The organism is Microbacterium testaceum, from assembly GCF_029761935.1.
Classification (GTDB): Bacteria; Actinomycetota; Actinomycetes; order Actinomycetales; family Microbacteriaceae; genus Microbacterium; species Microbacterium testaceum_A.
Window position 1 is genome coordinate 2532283 of the sequence record NZ_CP121699.1, and the last position, 22866, is coordinate 2555148.

A 22866-nucleotide genomic window follows, 5' to 3' on the forward strand; every position below is an offset into this window, starting at 1 on the left:
CACCCGCGTGAGGTGCCAAGAATTGTCGCTTCGGAGACGACCCAAGCGACAAAATTTGGCACCTCACGCGAGGGGGCTCAGGCCACCGACACCGTGCGCTGATCCCAGCCCGTCGCGCCGTCGGGGGCGGGGGCCGCGGTCGCGCTCGTCTGGGTCTCGCCGGTGGCCGACACCGCGCGGCAGCGGATGACGTGCGAGCCGCTCTCGGCGTTCCACGGCAGGCTCCACTGCACCCACGTGTCAGCCGAGATCGCCGTCGCGATCGTCGCCTTCTGCCAGGGCCCGTCGTCGACCTGCACCTCGACACCCGAGACGCCGACGTGGGTCTGCCACGCGACCCCGGCGATGACCGTGTCGCCCGCGGCGACCTGCGCGCCCGAGCGGGGCACGTCGATGCGCGACTGCAGCTTCACGGGTCCGCGCTCCGACCAGCCGCGCGAGGTCCAGTAGCCCTCGGCGCGGTCGAAACGGGTGACCTCGAGCTCGCTGACCCACTTGGTCGCCGAGACGTAGCCGTACAGACCGGGCACCACCATGCGCACGGGGAAGCCGTGCTCGATCGGCAGCGGTTCGCCGTTCATGCCGATCGCGAGGAGCGCGTCGCGGTCGTCGGTGAGGGCCTCGAGGGGGCTGGATGCCGTGAACCCGTCGACCGAGCGCGAGAGCACCATGTCGGCCTCGGCGGTCGGTTTCGCGCGGACGAGGATGTCGCGGATGGGCACGCCGAGCCAGCGCGCGGTGCCGATGAGGGAGCCGCCCACCTCGTTCGAGACGCACACGAGGGTCGCGACGGTCTCCTGCTGGGGGAGGGCGACCAGGTCGTCCCACCGCAGCACGACCTCCTGCTCGACGAGACCGTGCACGCGCAGGGTCCAGGTCGAGGGGTCCACCTGGGGCACGACGAGCGCGGTGTCGATGCGGTAGAAGTCCGAGGCGGGCGTGATCACCGACGCGAGCCCGTCGATGCCGAGGTCGGCGGCGGCGGGAACCGTCGTCGTGGTGGCCGGCGTGGGCAGACGCAGCGCCGCTCGGATCGCGCTCACCGCTCGCGCACCCCCGCTCAGCGCGAAGGACCCGGCGGTGGCCATCACCCCGGCCAGCACGGCCACGCCCGAGAGGGCGAGCACACTGCGGCGCGAGACGCCGTCGTCGGCGGGGGACTGCGCGGAACGCCGGCGGAGCCGGGCGACCAACAGCCCGGTCACCAGAGCGGCTGCCACCCCCGCCACGAGCGAGGGCAGGGGCGACAGCGTCCCGGCATCCGCCCGCGTCATCGAGACGATCGCGCCGATCACACCCAGTGCGACGAGGACGACTCGTCCCCACGGGGCTTTCCGGCGCTCGAGCACGCCGGCGACCCCGGCGATGATCAGCAGCAGGACCGCGATCCCGACGAGCAGGGCGGCCTTGTCGCCCGTGCCGAACAGGTCGATCGCCAGGTTCTTGGCCCAGGCCGGAGCGAGGTCGATCATGCCGCCGCCGATGACCGCGAAGGGGCTCGCTGTGGGCGACACGATCGCCGCGGCGAGCTCGCCGAGGCCGGCGCCGAACACGGTGGCGGCGATCGACGCGACGATCGCCGCGAGGTCGCGGCGGCGGGAAGATGCGGGGGTCACGAAGGGAGCCTAGAGAGCGCCGGGCGCTCGGGCGCCGGGCGCGCGGTATTCACAGCCAACCGGCATCCGTCGCTCCGCTTGTGCGGGATGGACCCCCGTGTCAAGGATCTGTCGGTTTCTTCCCGTCGTCCGCACGCTGTCGCGGTGAACCACCGCGGCCAGCCGGCATCCCCCCTCCTTCTGTCTGACGACGCCCCCTGTCTTGATGAGGTCCGTGCGGCTCTCCGGCGGATGGATGCCGACGGTGCCTCCGCCACCGACGTCGCTGCCACACTCGCCTGGGCGACGAGCCTCGTCCCGCCGCGTTCGCTCGGTGCGACCTGGGAGCTGCTCGCGTCGGTCGCTGCGCGCGATGTCGCGGTCGCCCGCGTGCTCGAGCCGCACCTCGACGCCCTGTCGATCCTCGCCGAAGCCACCCGCGAGGGGATCGACGTCGACCTCGAACCGGGTGGGTCGTGGGGTGTCTTCGCCGCGGAGGGATCGGGCATGCGCCTCGAGGCACGGCACCACGACGGCGTCTGGATGCTGCACGGCTCCAAGCCCTGGTGCTCCCTCGCCGCCGACCTGGACCGCGCTCTCGTAACCGCGTGGGTCGATGACGAACGCCGGCAGCTCTTCGCGCTCGACCTGCGAGACCCGGCCGTGAGGGTGCGGACCGGTCCCTGGCACGCGCGCGGGCTCGAGCGGGTCGTCAGTGCCCCGATCGACGTCGATGGAGCGGTCGCGGTCCCCGTGGGCGAGCCCGGCTGGTATCTCCGTCGACCCGGCTTCGCGCACGGTGGGGTCGGGGTGGCCGCGTGCTGGTGGGGCGGAGCCCTGCCGCTCCGCGGCGCGCTGCGCGAGGCCGCCGCGTCCGACCGAGCGGACCAGCTTTCGCGCGTGCACCTCGCTCGCGCCGACACCGCGCTCTGGGTCGCCCGCACCGTGTTGCGCGAGACGGCGGCGGTCTTCGGTGCGGGGGGTTCGGCATCCGAGGGTCTGCGTGCCACCCGCGCCCGCACGGTCGTCGCGAAGGCCGTCGAGACGACCCTCGCCGAAGCCGCGCACGCCCTCGGGCCGCTGCCCCTCGTCGCGGATGAGGCGCACGCGCGACGCGTCGCCGATCTGCAGATCTACCTGCGCCAGCACCACGGCGAGCGCGATATCGCGAGAATCGGCGCCGACATCGCGACGGGAGCGGGCACGTGGTGAGCTTCGACCATCGCGAACCCGGGACCGACGAGCGCGTCTGGGCGGACGCCCTCCGCCGCGACTCGCCATCTCTCGATCTGGACGTCGACCACCTGATCGTTGTCGCCGCGCACCCCGACGACGAGAGCCTGGGAGCGGCGGGGCTGATCACGACCGCGGTCGCACGCGGCATCCGGATCGACCTCCTCGTCGTCACCGACGGCGAAGGCTCTCACCCCGAGTCGCCGACGCACAGCCCCGCCACTCTCGCCCTGCTCCGCCGCCGAGAACTCGTCGACGCCGCACGCATCGTGGGGCTGGTGGCCGACCCGGTCTTCCTCGGTCTGCCCGACGGCGGGACGGACGAGCATCGGGATGCCATCGCCGAGGCGCTCCGCGAAGCGATCGACGCCGCGGCGGGCCGGCGCGTGCTGGTGGTGTCGCCCTGGCGAGGAGACGGGCACCGCGACCACCGGGTCGTCGGAGAGATCGTCGAGCAGGTCTGCGCCGCGCGCGGCGTGCGATCGCGCGCCTTCCCGATCTGGCTGTGGCACTGGGGCGGCCCCGACGACGTGCCGTGGGATCGCGTCGAGCACCTCGCCCTCGAGCCTCGTGCGCGCGCCCTCAAGACCCGCGCTCTCCACGCGCATCGCAGTCAGCTCGAGCCGCTGTCGGCCGCTCCGGGCGACGAAGCCATGATCCACGCGCGCGTGCACGCCCACTTCGTCCGCGATGAGGAGGTCTTCATCGCTCCGGAGGAGCCCTCGACCCCGGCGGGCAGCGTCGGCCGCGAGTACTTCGACGACATGTACGCCCGGCACGAGGACCCCTGGGGCTTCGACTCGCGCTGGTACGAAGAGCGCAAGCGCGCCGTCCTCCTCGCGGCTCTCCCGAGGCGCACGTATCGCTCGACGCTCGAGGCCGGGTGCTCCACGGGTGCTCTGACCGCGCAGCTGGCCGACCGGAGCGACCGGGTGCTCGCCGTCGACCTCGCGCCCGCCGCCCTCGATCGCGCGCGGGCGCGGCTCGCGGGGCGCGAGAACGTCGAGTTCCGCCTCGCGACGCTGCCCGCGGCGTGGCCCGAGGGGGAGTTCGAGCTGGTGGTGGTGTCGGAGGTGGCGTACTACTGGGCGGGGGCAGACCTGGATCGCGGGCTCACGGCGGCCGTCGCCTCGCTGAGCGCCGGCGGCCACCTGGTCGCGTGCCATTGGCGGCATCCCGTCGCCGAGTACCCGCGCACCGGCGACGAGGTGCACGACGCGCTCGCCGCGCGACCCGACCTGGTGCGCCTCGCGCGGCACGAGGAGCAGGACTTCGTGCTCGAGGTGTACGCGCATCCGGGCGCTCTTTCGGTGGCGGCCGAGTCGGGGCTCGTCCCGTGAGGGCCCTGGCCGTGGTCATTCCGGCGCACGACGAGGAGGCTCTGATCGGTCGATGCCTGGCATCGGTCACCCGGGCGGTGTCGCTCGCGCGCGAGAGCGAACCCGACCTCGACATCGCGGTCGTCGTCGTGCTCGACGCGTGCGGCGACACCACCGCCACCCAGGTTCGGCGCTGGCCCGTCGAGGCGGTCGAGATCGCGGCACGTCGCGTGGGCACCGCCCGTCGGATCGGCGTCGCGCACGCGCTGAGGCGGCTCACCGCCGGTGCCGACGACACGTGGATCGCGATGACGGATGCCGACACCGTTGTGCCCCCGAACTGGATCACGCACCAACTCGACCTCGCCGACGCCGGGGTCGACCTCGTGCTGGGAACGGTCCGCCCCGACTTCGCCGACCTCAGCGCCCGACACGTCGCGTACTGGCGTGCCACCCATCACCGGGGCAGACCTCCCGGAAACGTCCACGGAGCCAATCTGGGCGTGCGGGCGAGCACGTACGCCCGGGCGGGTGGCATCCCGGATCTCGTCGAGCACGAGGACGTGGCCCTCGTCCGCGCGGCACGCACCCTCGGTGCGCGGGAGCGGGCGAGCGACGTGCACGAGGTCGAGACCTCGGGCCGTTTCACCGGCCGCACGCCCGCGGGATACGCCGCGTTCCTCGCGCGCGTGCACGCCTGGGTCGACGCTCCACCGCTGGCGGCTCCCGGCGCCTGACCCACCGGGTGGGGGTTCGTCAACCACCTCCGCCGCTCCGCACCTTCGCCGCAGACTAGCCATCCCCCGGAACGAGAGGCATCACCATGAAGGCACTGACCTGGCAGGGCAAGCGCAACGTGAGCGTCGAGGAGGTTCCCGACCCCGAGATCCTCGAGCCCACCGACGCGATCGTGAAGATCACCTCGACGGCGATCTGCGGCTCCGACCTGCACCTCTACGAACTGTTCGGACCGTTCATCGACAAGGGCGACGTGCTCGGCCACGAGCCGATGGGCGTGGTCGTCGAGGTCGGCTCGGCCGTGACGAACCTCGCCGTCGGCGACCGGATCGTCGTGCCCTTCAACATCTCGTGCGGCCACTGCTTCATGTGCCGCCGCGGACTGCAGTCGCAGTGCGAGACGACGCAGGTGCGCGAGTACGGCAGCGGTGCCGCGCTGTTCGGTTACACCAAGCTCTACGGGCAGGTGCCGGGCGGGCAGGCCGAGTACCTCCGCGTGCCGCTGGCCGACTACAACCACATCCGCGTCGGCGACGACCTGCCCGACGACCGCTACCTCTTCCTCAGCGACATCGTGCCCACCGCCTGGCAGGGCGTGCAATACGCGAACGTGCCCGAGGGTGGGACGCTCGCCGTCATGGGCCTCGGCCCCGTCGGGCAGTTTGCGGCCCGCATCGGCGTGCACCTCGGCTACCGGGTCCTCGCGATCGAGCCCGAGCCCGAGCGCCGCGCGATGGCCGAGCGCCACGGCGTGCTCACCTACGACCTGACCGACACGGTGGTCGACGAACTCGTCGATCTCACCGAGGGGCGCGGGGCGGATGGAGTGGTGGATGCCGTGGGCATGGAAGCCCACGGGAACGGCGGCATCAAGCTGGCTCAGAACGCCGTCGGGCTGCTCCCCGACGCCCTCGCGCAGAAGCTCATGGACAAGGCCGGACTCGACCGCCTCGCCGCTGTCTACGCCTCGATCGACCTCGTCCGCCGCGGCGGCACCGTCTCGCTCAGCGGTGTGTACGCCGGCGAGGCTGACGTGCTGCCGATGAAGACGATGTTCGACAAGCAGCTGAATCTGCGCATGGGCCAGTGCAACGTCAAGCGCTGGATCGACGACCTGCTGCCGCTCGTCGAAGACTCCGCCGACCCGCTCGGCGTGATGGACCTGGTCACGCACCACGCCCCCCTCGAAGACGCCCCCGGCCTGTACGAGACCTTCCAGAAGAAGGAAGACGGCTGCATCAAGGTCGTGCTGCGCCCCGGCGCCTGAGCCGCGCCGCACCCGCGTGAGTCGCCAAGATCTGTCGCCAGGGGACCCGCCCAAGCGACGAATTCTGGCGACTCACGCAAGACGGAGGCGGGGAAACGTGTCCGCAACACGGTGCTGGGTAAAGTCGTCGCATGGGTGACCTGTTCGACGGTTACGGCTCCACGCTGGCGCCGCGCAAGACCGCATCCGGCATCCCGGCGTTCGACGAGATGTTCGGCGTTCCGGCGAGTCCCGGAGAAGCCGCCCCCTCGCGCGAGGCGTACCGGGAGCTGTACCAAACGCTCGCGCAGATGACGCAGGAGGAACTGCGCGGGCGCACCGAGTCGCTCGCGAGTTCGTACCTCGCGCAGGGCGTGACCTTCGACTTCGCGGGGGAGGAACGTCCCTTCCCCCTGGATGCCGTCCCCCGGGTCATCGCGTACGACGAGTGGTCGCGCATCGAGGCCGGCGTGAAGCAGCGGGTCAAGGCGCTCGAGGCGTTCCTCGACGACGCCTACGGCAATCAGCACTGCGTGCGCGACGGCATCCTGCCCGCGGGGCTCATCTCGTCGTCGCAGTACTTCTACCGCCAGGCGGCCGGCATCCGCAGCGCGAACGGCGTGCGCATCCAGGTGTCGGGCATCGACCTGATCCGCGACGAGCACGGCGAGATGCGCGTGCTCGAAGACAACGTGCGCGTGCCCTCGGGCGTCTCGTACGTCATCTCGAACCGCCGCGTCATGGCGCAGACGCTGCCCGAACTGTTCGTGTCGATGCGCGTGCGCCCCGTCGGGGACTACCCGAACAAGCTGCTCGCCGCGCTCAAGGCGTCGGCCCCGCCCGGGATCGACGAGCCCAACATCGTCGTGCTCACCCCCGGCGTCTACAACTCCGCGTACTTCGAGCACACGCTGCTCGCGCGTCTGATGGGCGTCGAGCTCGTCGAGGGGCGCGACCTGCTGTGCATCGGCGGCAAGGTGTTCATGCGCACGACCCGCGGCCCGCAGCGCGTCGATGTGATCTACCGCCGCGTCGACGACGACTTCCTCGACCCGCTGCAGTTCCGCGCCGACTCGATGCTCGGGGCGCCCGGGCTCATGCTCGCCGCACGCCTGGGCAACGTCACCATCGCCAACGCGGTGGGCAACGGCGTCGCCGACGACAAGCTGCTGTACACGTACGTGCCCGACCTCATCCGGTACTACCTCGCCGAAGAGCCGATCCTCAAGAACGTCGACACCTGGCGTCTCGAGGATCCCGGTGCCCTCGAAGAAGTGCTCGACCGTCTGCCCGAGCTCGTGGTGAAGCCGGTCGACGGCTCGGGCGGCAAGGGGCTCGTCGTGGGTCCCGATGCCTCGCCCGCCGAGCTCGATGCGCTGCGCAAGCGTCTCACGGCCGACCCGCGCGGCTGGATCGCCCAGCCCGTGGTCATGCTCTCGACCATCCCGACGCTCGTCGAAGACGGCATGCGTCCGCGTCACGCCGACCTCCGCCCCTTCGCGGTCAACGACGGCGACGACATCTGGGTGCTGCCTGGTGGCCTGACCCGCGTGGCGCTGCCGGAGGGCCAGCTCGTGGTCAACTCCAGCCAGGGCGGCGGCTCGAAGGACACGTGGATCGTCGGCGGCTCGGCCCCCTCGCACGTCGAGTACGGCCAGGGCAACGGCGTCTCGGGACTCGTCGCCGACCAGGCCGCGGTCACCGAGTCGATCCCGATCATCTACGACGGACAGCCCGCTCCCTCGACCTCACCGCGCGATCCGCGCCCGGGCGGAGGGCCCTCGGGCAAGGAGCAGCAGGAGCAACAGCAGCAGGATGCCGCCGTGCAGCACGGTCCGCAGGCCGAGCAGCAGCAGCAGGCGCGGGAGACGGGGCCATGCTGAGCCGCATCGCAGAATCGCTGTTCTGGATCGGCCGCTACATCGAGCGCAGCGACGGCACCGCCCGCATCCTCGACGTGCACCTCCAGCTGCTGCTGGAGGACCCGTGGATCGACGAGGACACCGCGTGCCGCTCGCTGCTCAGCGTCATGGGGTCGGCGTGGCCCGAGAACGTCGACACCGTCCGCCGCGACGACGTGCTCGCTCGCCTCGCGGTGGATCGGATGAACCCGTCGAGCATCGCGTACTCGATCACCGCGGCTCGCGAGAACGCCCGGCGCGCTCGCGAGATCGTGTCGACGGAACTGTGGGAGATCCTCAACACCACGAACGCCCGGATGCCGCGGCGCCTGCAGACCGACAAGGTCCACGAGTTCTTCCAGTGGACGCGCGAGCGGGCGGCGCTGGCCATCGGCATCGTCGATTCATCGACCAACCGCGACGAGGCCTGGCAGTTCTTCACCCTCGGTCGGAGCATCGAGCGCACGGACATGACCGCGCGACTGCTGGCCACCCGCTCGCTCACCGAGGTGTCGGGCCCGTCGTGGACGACGATCCTGCGTTCGTGCGGCGCGTACGAGGCCTACCTGCGCACCTATCGCGGCATGCCGAGCGCCCGTAACGCGGCGGAGTTCCTGTTGCTCGACCGCCTCTTTCCGCGCTCGATCATCTACTCGATCCAACGCGCCGAGGACTGCATGAGCGCGATCGACCCCCGCGCCGATCGCGTCGGGCACTCGAACACGGTGCTGCGGGCTCTCGGTCAGATCCGCAACGATCTGGAGTACCGCCCGGTCAGCGACATCCTGGCCGAGCTGCCCGAGCACATGCAGCGGGTGCAGACGGTCACACGCGAGGCGTCGGAAGCGATCCGCTCGCGCTTCTTCCCCACACAGGCCGAACCGTCGTGGATCGGAGAGATCTCATGACGGATGCCGTGACCGCCGTCCGTGCGAAGACCTCGGGAGGTCGGCGATGAAACGCCTGCGCATCGAGCACCAGACCGGGTTCGTCTACCCCGGCGACGTCGTCGCCTCGTACAACGAAGCCCGCATGCTGCCGCATTCGACCGACAGCCAGTTCGTGCTGAGCTCGTCGCTCGACATCGAGCCGTCGACCTCGGTCAATCAGTACGTCGACTACTTCGGCACGCGCGTGGCGGCCTTCGACGTGTTGTCGCCGCACGGCGCGCTGACCATCACCGCGCGTTCGCTGGTCGAGGTGCGCCCGCGGCCCATCGAGCACGCCGACATCACCTGGGAGCAGCTCGCGGCGGAGGCGGCGCGGTCGATCTCGACGGTCGAGCAGCTGACCCAGACGCGGCGCACGACCCCGCACGCCGAGGTCGCCGAGCTCGCGCGCGCGATCGCCGCCCAGCACGACCGGCCCGGGCCCGCGGCGCACGCGATCGCCGAGGCCATCGGGAACGCGATCGACTACATGCAGGGAGTGACCGGCGTGCACTCCACGGCGGTCGACGCCTGGGAAGCGCGAAAGGGCGTGTGCCAGGACATCGCGCACATCGCGATCGGGGCCCTGCGCGAAGTCGGCATCCCGGCCCGCTACGTGTCGGGGTACCTGCACCCGAAGCCCTCCGCCGAGGTCGGCGAAGCGGTGACCGGGGAGTCCCACGCCTGGGTGGAGTGGTTCGCCGGTGACTGGCAGGGGTTCGACCCGACGAACAACATCGAGATCGGCGACCGTCACGTGCTGGTCGGTCGCGGCCGCGACTACAACGACGTCCCGCCGCTGCGCGGCGTGTACGCCGGTCCCGGCAAGAGCAACCTCAAGGTGAAGGTCACGATCACGCGCGAGACCTGACTCCGGTCAGTCGGATGCCGCGGCGCCCGGCCTTCTTCGTCGCGTCGTGCCTCTCGCTCGCGGTGATCGTGTGTCGGGAGTGGAACGCCCGAGCAGTCGACGACATCGAAGGATGCCGGCGCACTGACCCTGGTCGTGGGGCCCTCTCGAGCGTACGATGTGGTCAGACCACATGAAAGAGAGATCCCCCATGGTTCAGCGTCAGCTGCCGAAGGTCGGCGAGCTCCTCGAGCTCATGCAGTTCAAGAAGCCCGAGCTCGACGCGCGCAAGCGCCGCCTCGACGCCGCGCTCACGATCGCGGACCTCCGCACGATCGCCAAGCGCCGCACGCCCAAGGCCGCGTTCGACTACACCGACGGCGCCGCCGAGGGCGAACTGTCGCTCGACCGCGCCCGCCGCGCGTTCGAAGACGTCGAGTTCCACCCCGACATCCTGCGCCCCGCCGCCGACGTCGACACCTCGTGCCAGATCCTCGGCGGTCCCTCGGCCCTGCCCTTCGGCATCGCGCCCACGGGTTTCACGCGTCTCATGCAGACCGAGGGTGAAACGGCCGGTGCCTCCGCGGCCGCGGCCGCCGGCATCCCGTTCACGCTCTCGACCCTCGGCACCACCTCGATCGAGGGCGTGAAGGCCGCGAACCCCGTCGGTCGCAATTGGTTCCAGCTCTACGTCATGAAGGACCGCTCGATCTCGTACGGGCTCGTCGAGCGCGCGGCGAAGGCGGGCTTCGACACCCTGCAGTTCACCGTCGACACCCCCATCGCCGGCGCGCGCCTGCGCGACAAGCGCAACGGCTTCTCGATCCCGCCGCAGCTGACGGTCGGCACGATCGTCAACGCGATCCCGCGCCCCTGGTGGTGGATCGACTTCCTCACCACCCCCAAGCTCGAGTTCGCCTCGCTCAGCACCACCGGCGGCACCGTCGGCGAGCTGCTGAACGCCGCGATGGACCCCACGATCAGCTACGACGACCTCGACGTGATCCGCGGCATGTGGCCCGGCAAGATCGTCGTCAAGGGCGTGCAGAACGTGACGGATGCCGCACGCTTGGTCGACCAGGGCGTCGACGGCATCGTGCTCTCCAACCACGGCGGGCGCCAGCTCGACCGCGCGCCCATTCCCTTCCACCTGCTGCCGAAGGTCGTGCGCGAGGTCGGCAAGGACGCCACGGTCATGGTCGACACCGGCATCATGAACGGCGCCGACATCGTGGCATCCATCGCCCTCGGCGCGACCTTCACCCTCATCGGCCGTGCCTACCTCTACGGCCTCATGGCCGGCGGGCGGCAGGGCGTCGACCGCACGATCGCGATCCTGCGCAGCGAGATCGAGCGCACGATGACCCTGCTGGGCGTCTCGTCGCTCGACGAGCTCGAGCCCCGCCACGTCACGCAGCTCACGCGGCTCGTACCGGTGACCGATCAGGCGGTCGACGTGCGGGTGTGACGCCCGCTGCGCACCCTCGGTGGTCCGCGCATCCTCAGCCGAAGAGGGCGGGATGCCGCTGAGGTCGTGCGGATCGCTGAAGATCTGCGAGGGCGAGACCCCCGTCACCGACAGAACGGCCGTCCGAATCCGAACAGCACGCCGCCGACGGCGACGCCCTCGTCCGACTCCGTCGACCACTGTTCGCCCACGTTCGTGCGTACGGTCACCCGATCTGTGCGGAACAGCGAGTACGACCCGTCGGCGGGCACCCTCGCGGCCCGGAACCGCGGGGGGATGTCGGCGATCACGACGCGTCCGTCGACCAGCAGGTCGAAGCTGCGGGGCTCCCACCCCTCGTACGCCCAGGTCACCACCGCTCCGCCGTCGTTGTCGCAGCCGAGCGCCGACGGGCCGGTGACACGGCCGGCGGTGACGGTTCCGGATGCCGCGGACTCCTCGCTGAACGAGGCCGCGGCCGGGGTGCTCACGGCCACCGCCGCCGTCGCGAGGGCGACCGCGAAACCGAGGCCGCGGGTGAACAGGCGTGCCCTCGTCGGTCGCGCGCGCACAGCCCGACGGGTCGGCGGGGCGCCCTCCGAGGGTGGCGACGGCTCGTCGGGACCGTTGTCGACCCCGCGGCGGAGGGCCATCGCGAGGCAGAGGGCGAATCCGGCCGCGACGACCGCGAGCGGAGCGACCTGGCCGGTGCGTACCCAGACGAGCGGCAGCCCGATCACGGGCACCCGCAGCACCCCGACACCGAGGACGGCATCGGGGTGCAGCGGGGTCGAGTCGGCGGCGGGGTTGGCATCGCCCTTCGTGACGAGTTCGCCCTCGGCGCTGATCTGGGCGACGCGGTGCAGGCGCAGGCGGTCCCCCCGGTCGGGATCGGTCGCGAGCACGACCCGTCCGGGCAGGAGGGCCTCCCGCGGAACGGGTCGCGACACCACGATGTCGCCCGCCTCGATGGCCGGCGACATCGACGCCGTCATCACGGTGGTGGGCATCCACCCCAGGGCGGCCGGGGCCGCTGCCCAGAACGCCAACGTCAGAACCAGCGTCACGACCGCCCGCGCCGTCGCCACCCCCGCGACGAGGACGATGCGACGGGAACGCATGGACTCAGCTGTTCTGTGCTTCCCAGACGAACGAGGTCGAGGCGGTTCCGCCCTGGACCGCGTTCGGCGCGTCGTCGGCGAGCGTCCACGTGATGCGGAACGTCCGCGTCTCGCTCGCGCCTCCGGCCGGACTCCAGGTGGCCGCGCCCGAACCGTACGAGGAGTGCGCGCCGGTGAAGCCCGAGAGACGCCCGTCGAACACCGTGCTCTGCGGGATGAATCCATCGCAGGTGCCGAAGCCTGCGCCGGTCCCCTGCTCGACGCGGAGGATCAGGTGATCGGCCAGGCCCGCGGTGCCCGCCACGTCGTCGGCGTACAGGCGCACCTGCGAGGCCAGGCTTCCGGTCGAGGTGACGGCGATGCAGTTCGTCTCGCCGTCACCGGGCTTGGCGTTGCCCGCGGTGAACAAGGCGCGGCCGGCGTCGTCGTCGTCGAGTTGGACCGTGCCCGCCCGCCAACTGTTCTGCTGGTTCGACGCGGTGTCGGAGAAGGCGGCGTACGAACTCGTCGACACCAGGACGCCGGCCGCGATGAAGGCGGCGGGTACGGCGATCGCGGTGGCGATTCGAGAGGAACGGCGTGTGAATTTCGACATGATGAATCTCCCCACGAGATCAGTAAGCGAATCAGACACCCGCACGATAGGGGAGCGGCTGGGTCCTCTCGCGCAGCGGCTTTCGGCTTGACAGGCCCCCCGGGGATATGGCATCCATTCGAGTGAATGGACTAGTCGGTTCGCGCCTCGCTGTTCTCGCGCCGACGCGCGGCCGCCCCGAGCGTCAGCGTCGAGGCGAGCCCCAGGGTGAGGAATGCGGCGGCGGTGAAGGCCGCTGCTTTCGTGCCGTCGCTGAACGCCGCGCGGGCGTTGACCGCGAGATCCCGGGTCTCGGGCGACGCATCGAGGCCCGCGATCGCCGCTCCGGCGCTGTCGACCACCTGTGAGACCACCTGGTCGCGCTCGGCCGCGGCGATGCCGCGATCGTCGAGAGTGGATGCCAACACCCCCGCCGTGGTCGAGAACAGCACGGTGCCGAGGATGGCGACGCCGAGCGCCGCTCCGAGCTGTCGCGACGTCGATTGGGTGCCGGAGGCCTGGCCGCTCGCGGACGGCGGGACGTCGGCCAGGACCACGCCCGTGAGCTGCGCCGTCGCCAGGCCCACGCCGAGCCCGTACACGAAGAGGAAGGGGATGAGCGGGCCCCAGACGGCATCCGGCCCGATGGTGAAGGCGACGCCGGCGACGCCGATGATTTCGGCGAGAAGCCCGCCGCGCACGATCCAGACCGGAGCGACCTTGCCGCTGAGGGCGCCAGCGACCCCGCTGGCCACGAACGACCCGATCGCCAGCGCGAGCAGCAGCAGACCTGTCTGCAGAGCGTCGAAGCCCACGACGAACTGCAGCCAGAGGGGGAGGGCGAGGATGATGCCGAACTCACCCAGAGACACGACGGCCGCGGCGATGTTGCCGTTGCGGAACGAGGTGATCCGGAACAGATCGAAGGCCAGAAGCGTCGAGCGACCGTGACGCTGGCGACGAAGGCCCCACGCGATGAACGCGACCAGGGCGACCACGGCCACCGCGAAGGCGATCGGCACGGGCGAGATCGGAAGCGGCCAGCTCCAGTCGCCGATCGAGGGGGCGGTCGCGACCGTCCACCATCCGTAGGTGCGCCCCTCGATGAGTCCGAACACGAGCGGGGCCATGGTGAGCACCGAGAGCAGGGCTCCGACTCCGTCGATGCGCTCGGCCCGATCGCTGCGCGATTCGGCGACCGTGAGGGCGACGCCGATCACGATGACGACGCCGAGCGGGATGTTGATCCCGAAGGCCCATCGCCACGAGAAGGCCGTGGTCAGCCAGCCGCCGAGCAGGGGGCCGACGGCCGCCATGCCGCCGATCGTCGAGCCCCAGACGGCGAAGGCGATGCCGCGCTCGCGGCCGCGGAAGGTGGCGTTGATGATCGACAGGGTCGTCGGCAGGATCATCGCACCCCCGACTCCCTGGACCAGGCGCGACAGGATCAGCACCCCTCCGGTGGGGACCGTGGCCGCGGCGATCGAGGCGCCCGCGAAGATGATCACGCCGAGCAGCATGAGGCGGCGTCGCCCGAACCGGTCGGCGAGGCTGCCGAAGACGAGGAGGAAGGACGCGAAGACGAGGGTGTAGGCCTCTTGGACCCACTGCACCTCGGTCGACGAGATCTTGAGTTCTTCGACGATCGAGGGCACGGCGACATTGACGATCGTCGAGTCGACGATGATCAGCGACACGGCGATGCTGATGAAGACGAGCCCCGCCCAGCGGCGCCCTGCCTGTGTTCCGTTCATGTCGCTAGCTTATCTAGCTAAATGCATCGACGGGAGGGGTTGCGCGCGCGACGATGACCGCCTCCGGCGAACGCGGGGCGCGGGATCTCGAATCGGGCGGTCGCCCTCAGCCGCCGTGACGCGGGCGAGGTGTCGCTCGCGGTGAGCGTTCGCCCGGGGGCAACGGGATCGGCGTGGTTCCGGCGATCTCGTCGCTGAAGTCCTCGGGTTCGGGCGCGATCGTGGTGATCGGACGCGTCTCATCGAGCGTGAGGCGGAACCGCTTCGTCTCGTGCCGGTGCAGGCGGCCCGACAGTGCCGTCCAGGTCGCGCCGATGCCGCACGCGATGACCGCCACGACGGCGGCGAGGGCGATCGCCACGCGCGGGCCGAACTCCGCCGCCACCGCGCCCACGATCGGCGCTCCCACGGGCGTCCCTCCGAGAAGGATCGCCATGTACAACGCCAGGACCCGACCGCGCAGGACGGGATCGGTCGTCGTCTGGACGTACCCGTTCGCCGTCGTGAGCGTCGTGACCACGCAGAACCCCGTCAAGACCAGGGTGGCCGCGTACGCCCCGTAACTGGGGGCGAAGACGGAGAGAGTGGATGCCACGGCGAAGCCGCCGGAGCCGACGATCACGACCCGCATCCGGGCGCGTTCCCGCCGCGCGGCGAGAAGCGCACCCGCGAGCGAGCCGATGGCGACGAACGAGCTCAGGAGCCCGAAGCCATCTGCACCGCGGCCGAACTCGAGCGCCATCGTCGACGCGAAGATGGGGAAGTTCATGCCGAAGGCCCCGAGCAGGAACACCATCACGAAGATGACGACGAGGTCGGGTCGACGGGCGACGTAGCGGAAGCCGTCGGCCAGTCGCGCCGGGCCGCCGCGGCGGTGGCGCGCCACCAGTTCGTGCGGCCTCATCACGAAGAGCGCCGCCAGCATGGCGACGAAGGTGATCGCGTTGACGAGGAACACCCATCCGGTGCCCACGATCACGATCATCACGCCGGCGGCGGCGGGGCCGATCAGGCGGGCCATGTTGAAGGACGCGGCGTTGAGCGCGACGGCATTGGACGCGTTCTCTTGGGACACGAGGTCGGACACGAAGGCCTGGCGCGCCGGGTTGTCGAAGGCCGTGACCACGCCGAGGGCCAGTGCGAACCCGAACATCAGCGGCAGCGTCATCGCTCCGCTGAGCAGCAGGACGCCGAGCGTCACGGCCAGCAGTAGCAGAGCGCTCTGCGTGCACATGATGAGCTTGCGGCGGTCGAAGCGGTCGGCGACCCAACCGGTGACGCTCACCAGCAGGAGCGGGGGAGCGAACTGGAGGGCCATCGTGACGCCCATGGCCGCGGCGTCGTTGTCGGTCAGTTGGGTGAGGACGACCCAGTTCTGGGCCGTGGACTGCATCCAGGCGCCGACGTTGGAGACGAGGGCTCCGATGAACCAGACGCGGTAGTTGAAGATCGACAGCGACCGGAACATCGACGTGCTCATCTGTCGGCCACCTTCCTCATGATCGTCGTCGCGCGAGCGAGAACCTGTCTTTCTTCGGCGGAGAGCTCGGCGAGGGCCTCTTCGACGAAGGCGTCTCGTCGGCGGACCGTCTCGTCGACGATCCGGCGCCCCAGGTCGGTGAGATCGATGGTCACGCGACGTCGATCGACCTCGTCGGGGATGCGGGTCAGGTAGCCCGCGTCCTCGAGCAGGGACACCGTGCGGTTCATCGAGGGTGCTGTGACACGCTCACGGTCGGCCAACTGACCGAGCGTGTGCGCGCCGTGAACGGTAAGAGCGGCGAGGACGGCGAACTGCCCGTCGCTCATGGTGTCGACGGCGCGCTGCGCCCGGAGGCGGCGCGCGAGCCGGAATGTCGCCATCCGCAGCTCGGACGCCGCCGCACTGTGGTCAGAACTCAGGTCGGTGAGGGGGGATTCGTCGACGCGATCATTCATGTTCCTATGGACCAGGGTAGCTCATTAGCCTTGCTAAGGGAATGGTCGGGCGCGGTCGCCGAGCGGGCCACAGCCCTAGACTCCCCCCATGCCCGAGTTCGACGACGCCTACGGCATCCGCATCGTCTACGACGTGTACGAGGCGATCGAGCCCCGCGCCGTCGTGCAGCTGCTGCACGGGGTGGGCGAGCACGCGGGCCGCTACGGTGCCCTCATCGAGGCCCTCGTCGGCGCGGGCTACACCGTCTACGCCGACGACCATCGCGGCCACGGCCGCACGGGGATGGGCCAGTGGGGAGGCGACCACGGCAAGCTCGGGCGTCTCGGGCCCGGCGGTCTCGGCGCCGCCCGCGACGCGGTGTGGACCCTCTCGCAGCGCATCCGCGAGGAGCACCCCGACCTGCCGCTCGTGCTGCTCGGGCACTCGTGGGGCTCGTTCCTCGCGCAGATGCTGCTCGATCGGCATCCGGATGCCTATGACGCCGTCGTTCTGAGTGGCTCGGCCCTGCGGTGGCCGGGCTCTTTGAACGCGGGTGACCTGAACGCTCCGTGGAAGCACCTCGGCGGTTCCGGAATGCAGTGGCTCTCGAGCGACGAGCAGGTGGGACGCGACTTCGTCGCCGATCCCCTGACGACGTCGACGCCCCTCGCGCGCCTGTTCGGCCCCCTCGAGACGCTGAAGCTGCTGGGACGTCCGCGACGCGACCTCGGACGCGACGTCCCGATGCTGCTGATGGTGGGGCGCGACGACACGGTGGGCGGCCCCCGCAGTGTGCACCGCCTCGCCGACGCCTACCGGCGGCGGTCGGGCCTGACGGATGTGACGACCCTGGTGTATCCCGGGGCGCGGCACGAGATCTTCGCCGAGCGCGAGCAGGCCGCGGTGCGCGCCGATCTGCTGGCCTGGCTCGACAAGCGGATCGCGTCTCGCGTCTGACCGCGCGGGCTGTTCGCCGTCGTTCGCACTCGTTCGAACACGTTAAATAACAAAAACACCCATGAACTAACACGTCGTGATCTAAGCGTTACGCTCGCGAATTGACCTCGTCGCGCTGACCGGCGAAGCTGATGTCGCCGAAAGCGGGATATACCGCCTCGAACGGGCCACCTGGTCCCTCATTGCCGAGGAAAGCGCACACCGACGTGACGACTCTAGATACACAAAAGATAACAAAAGCAAACAAAAGCCCACGGCGACACGCTCGACCCGAGAGGCTCGGCAACGGGATGTTCGCCGTGCTGCTGGTGGTGCCGGGCATGGCGCTCATGGCGGTCGTCGTCGCGTATCCCCTCGTCTCGGCGCTGGTCACCGCGTTCTTCAAGCAGAGCCTCGTGCTGCCCGGGCGCGAGTTCGTCGGCTTCCAGAACATCGTCGACGTGCTGCAGGACGACTTCCTGCGACTGCTCGGGCAGACGCTCGTCTTCACCCTGGGCACGACCATCGCCCCCTTCGTGATCGGCTTCGCCCTCGCCCTCGCCCTGAACACGCAGATCCGCGGATCGAAGGTCTTCCGCGGCCTGATGCTCATCCCCTGGCTCGTGCCCGGCGTCGTGGTGTCGTTCCTGTGGATGTGGATCTTCAACGCCAACTACGGCGTCATGAACGCGATTCTCGAACCGCTCGGGGTCTCGCCCCAGGCATGGCTCGCGCAGCCGGGCACCGCGATGTTCGCCGTGATCGTCGCGAAGACCTGGCAGTCCTTCCCGTGGATGATGGTCATGCTCCTCGCGGGCCTGCAGACCGTGCCGCGCGAGCTGCACGAAGCCGCCGAGATGGATGGCGCGGGCACGGTCCGCCGCTTCTTCTCTATCACCGTCCCGCAGATCGGCGGGATCATCGGCCTGGTGCTGCTGCTGGAGTTCATCTGGAACTTCCAGCACTTCGACATCATCTACGTGCTCACCGGCGGCGGCCCCGCCGGCTCCACCGAGACCTTTGCCACCTCGGTGTACGAGACCGCCTTCCACGGCTTCGACCTCGGCCGCGCCGGAGCGCTCGGTCTGCTGTGGCTCGTCCTGCTGATGGCGCTCGTCGTCGTCTACGTCCGATTCTCCGAGAGGAGTGAGAAGCGATGACCAGCACCGCCCTCCCCACCGTCGCCCCCGCACCCGAGGCCCCGCCCGTGGTCGTCGAGGCTCCCGCGCGTCGCCGCCGGCGCCCGAGCTCGGGCCTGCGCTCCGATCGTCCGGGCGTACGCCTCGCGTCGTGGGCCGCGCTGATCGTGTGCGGCGGGTTCGCCCTGCTGCCGGTCTACTGGCTGCTCGCGACCTCGCTCACGCCTCGAGACCAGGTGTTCTCGTACCCGCCGAAGCTGTTCCCCACCGAGATCACCTTCGACGCGTACATCTCGCTGACCTCCAACCCGCAGCTGTTCACCTACCTGCAGAACAGCGTCATCGTCTCGGTCATCACCGCCCTGCTCTCGGTGATCGTGTCGGCGTACATGGGGTACTCGTTCTCGAAGTTCCGCTACCGCGGTCGCCGGCAGCTGATGTACTTCGTGCTGGCCTCGCAGATGTTCCCCCAGGCCCTGCTGTTGGTCACGCTTTACAGCGTGTTCAGCGCCTACGGCCTGCTCAACACCTACACCGCGCTCGTGCTGTCGTTCACGACCTTCACGCTGCCGCTGTGCGTCTGGATGCTGAAGGGCTTCTTCGACACCATCCCCGACGAGCTCATCGAGGCCGCCCGTGTCGACGGTGCCTCGCGGCTGCGCACCATCCACTCGATCGTGCTGCCGCTGGCGGCCCCCGGGCTCGTCGCGGCCGGACTGTTCGCTTTCGTCCGCGGCTGGAACGACTTCATCTTCGCCCTGACGCTCGCCGGTCCCGACAAGCAGACGCTCCCGCCCGGACTCGTCAACACCTACGTCGGCGAGGCGGCCACCGCCTGGCCCGAACTCATGGCGGCATCGCTCGTGGTGTCGCTCCCCGTGGCCGTGGCGTTCATGCTGCTGCAGCGGTACCTCGTCAGCGGTATGACGGCCGGCGCCGTCAAGGGCTGACCCCGACTTCTCTCTCTGCTCGCCCTGTCAAGGAGGACACCTATGTCTACGTCTCTGCCCAACCCGCTCATCACGCGCCGACGCGCCCTGCAGTTTCTCGGCATCGGTGCCGCGGCCGCCGCCCTCGCCGGATGCGCCCCGACGGCCAGCGGCGGACCCGCCGCCGGGGCAGCCGGCTTGAACGGCGCCGATCCGACCGACTTCTCGTTCGCCTCGTGGTCGCTCACCGAGGAGTCGGCCAAGCCCGCCCTCGAGGGCACGTTGTCGTCATACGAGAAGGCCAAGGGCGTCGCGGTCAAGCGCACCGCCTTCCCGTACAACGAGTACATCAATCAGCTCATGCTGCAGGTGACCGGCGGGCAGTTCACCGGCGCCGCGCACGTCGACGTCGCATGGCTCGGCAGTCTCGCGGCCACCGGAAAGCTGCAGGACGTCTCGGCGTTGGCATCCGGCCGCGGATACACCTCCTCGGCTCTGCAGGCGGCCACGTTCGACGGCGTGCAGTACGCCCTGCCCTGGACCATCGGCGCGATCGGCCTGATCGCCAACTCCGAGACCCTCGGGAAGGCGGGCCTGTCGGCCGACGCGTTCCCGACGACGGTCGATGAGTTCGAAAAGGCCCTCGTCTCGCTGAAGGGGCTCGGCGGAGGACTCATCCCCTACGCCGCCTCGACCAAGGCAGCGCAGCTGAAGGACATCCTCATCTGGATGCAGACCTTCGGCAGCCCGCTCGTCGACGGCGACACCATCACGATCGGCGATGACGCCAGCGTCGAGGCCGTCGCCTGGTACAAGGGCCTCTACGATCAGGGCCTCATCGCCGCCGACGTCGACCGCTTCGACGCCCGCAGCCTGTTTGCCCAGGGACGAGCCGCGATGTACGACGACGCCCCGGTGGGCCGCGGAGCGGTCACCAAGGAGTCGCCGGATGCGAACCTCGCCACCAAACTCGCGCCGGTGTCGCGTCCCGTGCTGAAGAAGGGCGACACCCCGCGCGCCCTCGTCTGGGGCGGCGCGATCGCGGTCGTCAACGGCACCGGTGCTGCGACCGCGGGCGACTTCGCCCAGTACGCCACGAGCGACCTCGACGCCATCCTCGCCGACTACGCGATGCGCGGTCTGCCGCCCGCGACGACCGAGGCGCTGTCGTCGTCGGAGGTCGCCTCCGACGCTTTCGGCGCCCAGTTCAGCGAGCGCATCACCGCGACCGCGAGCTCGAACCCGCTGTGGAAGTTCACCGCCTACTCGCAGATCGAGTCGGCGATCGCCGATCGCGTGCAGGCCGTCCTGATCGGGTCCGCCTCGCCGAAGGACGCCATGAAGCAGGCCGGCGAGGCCGCGCAGAAGCTGGTCGGTTGAGATGAGGATCCTCCGCGGGGGGAGCGCGGTCGCCGTCGCGGCGCTCGCCCTCGGGCTCGTCGTCGCGCCCTCGGCATCGGCGACGGTGAGCTCTGCGACAACCGTCGAGGAGCTCCCCTTCGCCGTCGACTCATCGAACCAGGCAGCGTGGTGGAACCCCCTCGACGTGGTCGGCGAGACGACGTTCTTCGCCTTCAACGCCCCGGCCGCCCAGGCTGCTCGACACGAGGTGCACCTCGCCTCTCGCTCCGCGGACGGTGCGTGGACCGAAGGGTGCCTCCGGGCTTCGGCGCAGACGGCGTGCGTCACCTTCGTGGACGACAACGGTCACAACCAACCGTCCATCGTCGTCGACGGCGACGGGATCATCCACGCCTTCGTCTCGATGCACAACGAGCAGTGGAACTACTTCCGCTCCGACACCGCGGGCGACGTCCGCACGATGGTCGACCGGACCTCGACCATGCCCGACCTCGACGTCGACATCACCTACCCGGTCACGGCGCGCGGAGCCGACGGTGACGCCTGGGTGCTGGTGCGGACCGGCACGGACGCCGACGGGGCACGGGAGGGCGTGCTGTATCGCTACGACCGCGCTGCCGATGCGTGGACGCGAGAGACGACGATCGCCGCGGCGAAGGGGTATTCCTTCTACCCCGACGACCTCGAGGTGTCGCCCGACGGTCGGGTCCACGTGCTGTGGGAGTGGGGTCCGTTCCCCGCCGACCCGGCGCGGCATCTCGGCTCGTACGCCGTCTACGACCCCGCGACGGGGTCGCTCACGGACGCCGCGGGCACCACGCTGGTCGCTCCGATCACCCCCGCCGCGGCGGGATCGGTCGTCTGGCGCCCCTTCGTGCCCGGCGAAAGCATCCGCAGCTACACCCCCGCGGTGCAGTCGGCCAAGCTCGCCCTCGACGGTTCTGCTCTCGCGGGCGTCGCCTACCGCTTCGTCGAGGCGGATCGCTCGGCCTACGACGCGCATTTCGTACGGTGGGACGGCTCGGGATGGATCGATGAGAAGGTCCTCGACACCTCGGTCCTCGGCGACGGCGTCGCCACCTCGGCAGCGGTCGACGTGACCCGGGCGGGGACGAGGACTCGGCTCTACAGCGTCGTCACCGCTCAGATCTGCGGCGAGATGCGCAGCCGTGCCGTCGTCGCCGAACGCGATGATGCCGCGTCGTCGTGGACCTTCGCCGGCATCGGCGAATCGCGCCTCGGGCAGCAGCGTCTGCGCGTCCAGACGCGGCCGACCGACGACGCCGACATCGTGTACCTCTCGGCGCCGGCCGCGGCTCCCGCCCGGCTCGCGCGGGCGGTCGTCCCGCGCGACGCCGCAGTGGGGCCCGCCACCTCCCTCTCGGCCCTCGTCGCCGACCTCCGCGATGACCCGGGAGGGGTCAACGTGGCTCTCGGTGCCACGGCGACAGCCTCGTCGAGCCTGCGGTCCGACACGGGCCCATCCCTCGCCGTCGACGGCGTCTGCAGCGACGCCAGCCGGTGGATCTCGGCGGCGGGTGATTCCACTCCGTGGATCTCGGTGGACTTCGCTGCGGCGGCGCTCGACGAGGTGCGCGTGCGGAGCGGCTACAGCGCGGACACGGGTTCGGCGGCCGTCCTCCGTTCGTTCGAAGTGCAGGTGCACACCGCGGCGGGCTGGACGAGCATCGGTTCCGTCGCCGGGAACACGCAACGGCTGGTGAGCATCGCGGTCACGGGAGTGGTCGCGGACGGGGTGCGCCTGCTGATCAGCGACCCCTCGGCATCCACCACCGACGTCGCGCGGGTCTTCGAGATCGAGGCGATCGCCGTGGACTGAGCCCATCGACCTCCCCTCGCACGACACTCGGACGC

The 22866-nt window shown here is 70.3% G+C and carries 19 protein-coding genes; 13 read left to right on the forward strand and 6 right to left on the reverse strand.

The window, feature by feature from the left end; translation table 11 throughout:
• Positions 1–77: 77 nt before the first annotated feature.
• A complete protein-coding gene (locus QBE02_RS12240; protein ID WP_279365944.1) occupies positions 78–1616 on the reverse strand; it encodes a molybdopterin-dependent oxidoreductase in 1539 nt (512 codons plus the stop codon).
• Between the two features lie 231 nt (positions 1617–1847).
• Between QBE02_RS12240 and QBE02_RS12245 the strand changes: the two genes are divergently transcribed.
• From QBE02_RS12245 to QBE02_RS12280, 8 genes are all read left to right on the forward strand, one after another.
• Entirely contained in the window at positions 1848–2807 is a 960-nt protein-coding gene (locus tag QBE02_RS12245; RefSeq protein WP_279365945.1) for an acyl-CoA dehydrogenase, read from the forward strand.
• Positions 2801–4168: a PIG-L family deacetylase gene (locus QBE02_RS12250; protein ID WP_279365946.1), complete on the forward strand. Its 1368-nt coding sequence runs from the start codon at positions 2801–2803 to the stop codon at positions 4166–4168. Before QBE02_RS12245 ends, QBE02_RS12250 begins: the two co-directional genes overlap by 7 nt.
• Positions 4165–4884 carry a glycosyltransferase gene (locus QBE02_RS12255; RefSeq protein WP_279365947.1) on the forward strand — a complete coding sequence of 240 codons (720 nt, stop codon included), beginning with the start codon at positions 4165–4167 and terminating at the stop codon, positions 4882–4884. Before QBE02_RS12250 ends, QBE02_RS12255 begins: the two co-directional genes overlap by 4 nt.
• 86 nt (positions 4885–4970) lie before the next feature.
• Positions 4971–6152, forward strand: a complete 1182-nt coding sequence (locus QBE02_RS12260; RefSeq protein WP_056224462.1) for a zinc-dependent alcohol dehydrogenase — start codon at positions 4971–4973, stop codon at positions 6150–6152.
• A 131-nt stretch (positions 6153–6283) separates the two neighbouring features.
• Positions 6284–8014 carry a circularly permuted type 2 ATP-grasp protein gene (locus tag QBE02_RS12265; RefSeq protein ID WP_268102494.1) on the forward strand — a complete coding sequence of 577 codons (1731 nt, stop codon included), beginning with the start codon at positions 6284–6286 and terminating at the stop codon, positions 8012–8014.
• Complete coding sequence (locus QBE02_RS12270) at positions 8008–8940, forward strand: alpha-E domain-containing protein (protein ID WP_056224458.1); 933 nt, start codon at positions 8008–8010, stop codon at positions 8938–8940. The genes QBE02_RS12265 and QBE02_RS12270 overlap by 7 nt, the downstream gene beginning before the upstream one ends.
• Before the next feature lie 46 nt (positions 8941–8986).
• Positions 8987–9832 carry a transglutaminase family protein gene (locus tag QBE02_RS12275; protein ID WP_279365948.1) on the forward strand — a complete coding sequence of 282 codons (846 nt, stop codon included), beginning with the start codon at positions 8987–8989 and terminating at the stop codon, positions 9830–9832.
• Between the two features lie 190 nt (positions 9833–10022).
• Positions 10023–11279, forward strand: coding sequence for an alpha-hydroxy acid oxidase (locus tag QBE02_RS12280; RefSeq protein WP_279365949.1), 1257 nt, complete (start codon positions 10023–10025; stop codon positions 11277–11279).
• Between the two features lie 104 nt (positions 11280–11383).
• Here QBE02_RS12280 and QBE02_RS12285 read toward each other — a convergent pair whose 3' ends face one another.
• From QBE02_RS12285 to QBE02_RS12305, 5 genes are all read right to left on the reverse strand, one after another.
• Positions 11384–12379 carry a hypothetical protein gene (locus QBE02_RS12285; protein WP_279365950.1) on the reverse strand — a complete coding sequence of 332 codons (996 nt, stop codon included), beginning with the start codon at positions 12377–12379 and terminating at the stop codon, positions 11384–11386.
• Between the two features lie 4 nt (positions 12380–12383).
• Positions 12384–12974, reverse strand: a complete 591-nt coding sequence (locus QBE02_RS12290; RefSeq protein ID WP_279365951.1) for a hypothetical protein — start codon at positions 12972–12974, stop codon at positions 12384–12386.
• Positions 12975–13105: 131 nt separating this feature from the next.
• Positions 13106–14707, reverse strand: a complete 1602-nt coding sequence (locus tag QBE02_RS12295; protein ID WP_279365952.1) for an MFS transporter — start codon at positions 14705–14707, stop codon at positions 13106–13108.
• Positions 14708–14813: 106 nt separating this feature from the next.
• Positions 14814–16187 (reverse strand): MFS transporter, encoded by a 1374-nt coding sequence (locus QBE02_RS12300; protein ID WP_279365953.1) that lies wholly within the window; start codon positions 16185–16187, stop codon positions 14814–14816.
• Positions 16184–16645 carry a MarR family winged helix-turn-helix transcriptional regulator gene (locus tag QBE02_RS12305; protein ID WP_279365954.1) on the reverse strand — a complete coding sequence of 154 codons (462 nt, stop codon included), beginning with the start codon at positions 16643–16645 and terminating at the stop codon, positions 16184–16186. The genes QBE02_RS12300 and QBE02_RS12305 overlap by 4 nt, the downstream gene beginning before the upstream one ends.
• An 88-nt stretch (positions 16646–16733) precedes the next feature.
• Between QBE02_RS12305 and QBE02_RS12310 the strand changes: the two genes are divergently transcribed.
• The 5 genes from QBE02_RS12310 (at position 16734) to QBE02_RS12330 (ending at position 22831) form a co-directional block, all read left to right on the forward strand.
• The gene (locus QBE02_RS12310; protein WP_279365955.1) at positions 16734–17582 is read left to right on the forward strand and encodes an alpha/beta fold hydrolase; all 849 of its coding nucleotides are present in this window, start codon (positions 16734–16736) and stop codon (positions 17580–17582) included.
• Between the two features lie 290 nt (positions 17583–17872).
• Positions 17873–18721 (forward strand): carbohydrate ABC transporter permease, encoded by an 849-nt coding sequence (locus tag QBE02_RS12315; RefSeq protein WP_268102488.1) that lies wholly within the window; start codon positions 17873–17875, stop codon positions 18719–18721.
• Positions 18718–19650 (forward strand): carbohydrate ABC transporter permease, encoded by a 933-nt coding sequence (locus QBE02_RS12320; RefSeq protein WP_268102487.1) that lies wholly within the window; start codon positions 18718–18720, stop codon positions 19648–19650. Before QBE02_RS12315 ends, QBE02_RS12320 begins: the two co-directional genes overlap by 4 nt.
• Before the next feature lie 42 nt (positions 19651–19692).
• Complete coding sequence (locus QBE02_RS12325; RefSeq protein ID WP_279365959.1) at positions 19693–21009, forward strand: extracellular solute-binding protein; 1317 nt, start codon at positions 19693–19695, stop codon at positions 21007–21009.
• Between the two features lies 1 nt (position 21010).
• Entirely contained in the window at positions 21011–22831 is a 1821-nt protein-coding gene (locus tag QBE02_RS12330; RefSeq protein ID WP_279365961.1) for a BNR-4 repeat-containing protein, read from the forward strand.
• Positions 22832–22866 lie beyond the last annotated feature (35 nt).

What these genes read in the sequence shown, in the direction of transcription:
- QBE02_RS12245 (WP_279365945.1), top strand. Translation starts at nt 1,848, where the DNA reads ATGGATGCCGACGGTGCCTCCGCCACCGACGTCGCTGCCACACTCGCC.
- QBE02_RS12320 (WP_268102487.1), top strand. Translation starts at nt 18,718, where the DNA reads ATGACCAGCACCGCCCTCCCCACCGTCGCCCCCGCACCCGAGGCCCCG.
- QBE02_RS12300 (WP_279365953.1), bottom strand. Translation starts at nt 16,187, where the DNA reads ATGAGCACGTCGATGTTCCGGTCGCTGTCGATCTTCAACTACCGCGTC.
- QBE02_RS12265 (WP_268102494.1), top strand. Translation starts at nt 6,284, where the DNA reads ATGGGTGACCTGTTCGACGGTTACGGCTCCACGCTGGCGCCGCGCAAG.
- QBE02_RS12260 (WP_056224462.1), top strand. Translation starts at nt 4,971, where the DNA reads ATGAAGGCACTGACCTGGCAGGGCAAGCGCAACGTGAGCGTCGAGGAG.
- QBE02_RS12305 (WP_279365954.1), bottom strand. Translation starts at nt 16,645, where the DNA reads ATGAATGATCGCGTCGACGAATCCCCCCTCACCGACCTGAGTTCTGAC.
- QBE02_RS12310 (WP_279365955.1), top strand. Translation starts at nt 16,734, where the DNA reads ATGCCCGAGTTCGACGACGCCTACGGCATCCGCATCGTCTACGACGTG.
- QBE02_RS12275 (WP_279365948.1), top strand. Translation starts at nt 8,987, where the DNA reads ATGAAACGCCTGCGCATCGAGCACCAGACCGGGTTCGTCTACCCCGGC.
- QBE02_RS12295 (WP_279365952.1), bottom strand. Translation starts at nt 14,707, where the DNA reads ATGAACGGAACACAGGCAGGGCGCCGCTGGGCGGGGCTCGTCTTCATC.
- QBE02_RS12325 (WP_279365959.1), top strand. Translation starts at nt 19,693, where the DNA reads ATGTCTACGTCTCTGCCCAACCCGCTCATCACGCGCCGACGCGCCCTG.
- QBE02_RS12280 (WP_279365949.1), top strand. Translation starts at nt 10,023, where the DNA reads ATGGTTCAGCGTCAGCTGCCGAAGGTCGGCGAGCTCCTCGAGCTCATG.
- QBE02_RS12315 (WP_268102488.1), top strand. Translation starts at nt 17,873, where the DNA reads ATGTTCGCCGTGCTGCTGGTGGTGCCGGGCATGGCGCTCATGGCGGTC.
- QBE02_RS12330 (WP_279365961.1), top strand. Translation starts at nt 21,011, where the DNA reads ATGAGGATCCTCCGCGGGGGGAGCGCGGTCGCCGTCGCGGCGCTCGCC.
- QBE02_RS12285 (WP_279365950.1), bottom strand. Translation starts at nt 12,379, where the DNA reads ATGCGTTCCCGTCGCATCGTCCTCGTCGCGGGGGTGGCGACGGCGCGG.
- QBE02_RS12270 (WP_056224458.1), top strand. Translation starts at nt 8,008, where the DNA reads ATGCTGAGCCGCATCGCAGAATCGCTGTTCTGGATCGGCCGCTACATC.
- QBE02_RS12290 (WP_279365951.1), bottom strand. Translation starts at nt 12,974, where the DNA reads ATGTCGAAATTCACACGCCGTTCCTCTCGAATCGCCACCGCGATCGCC.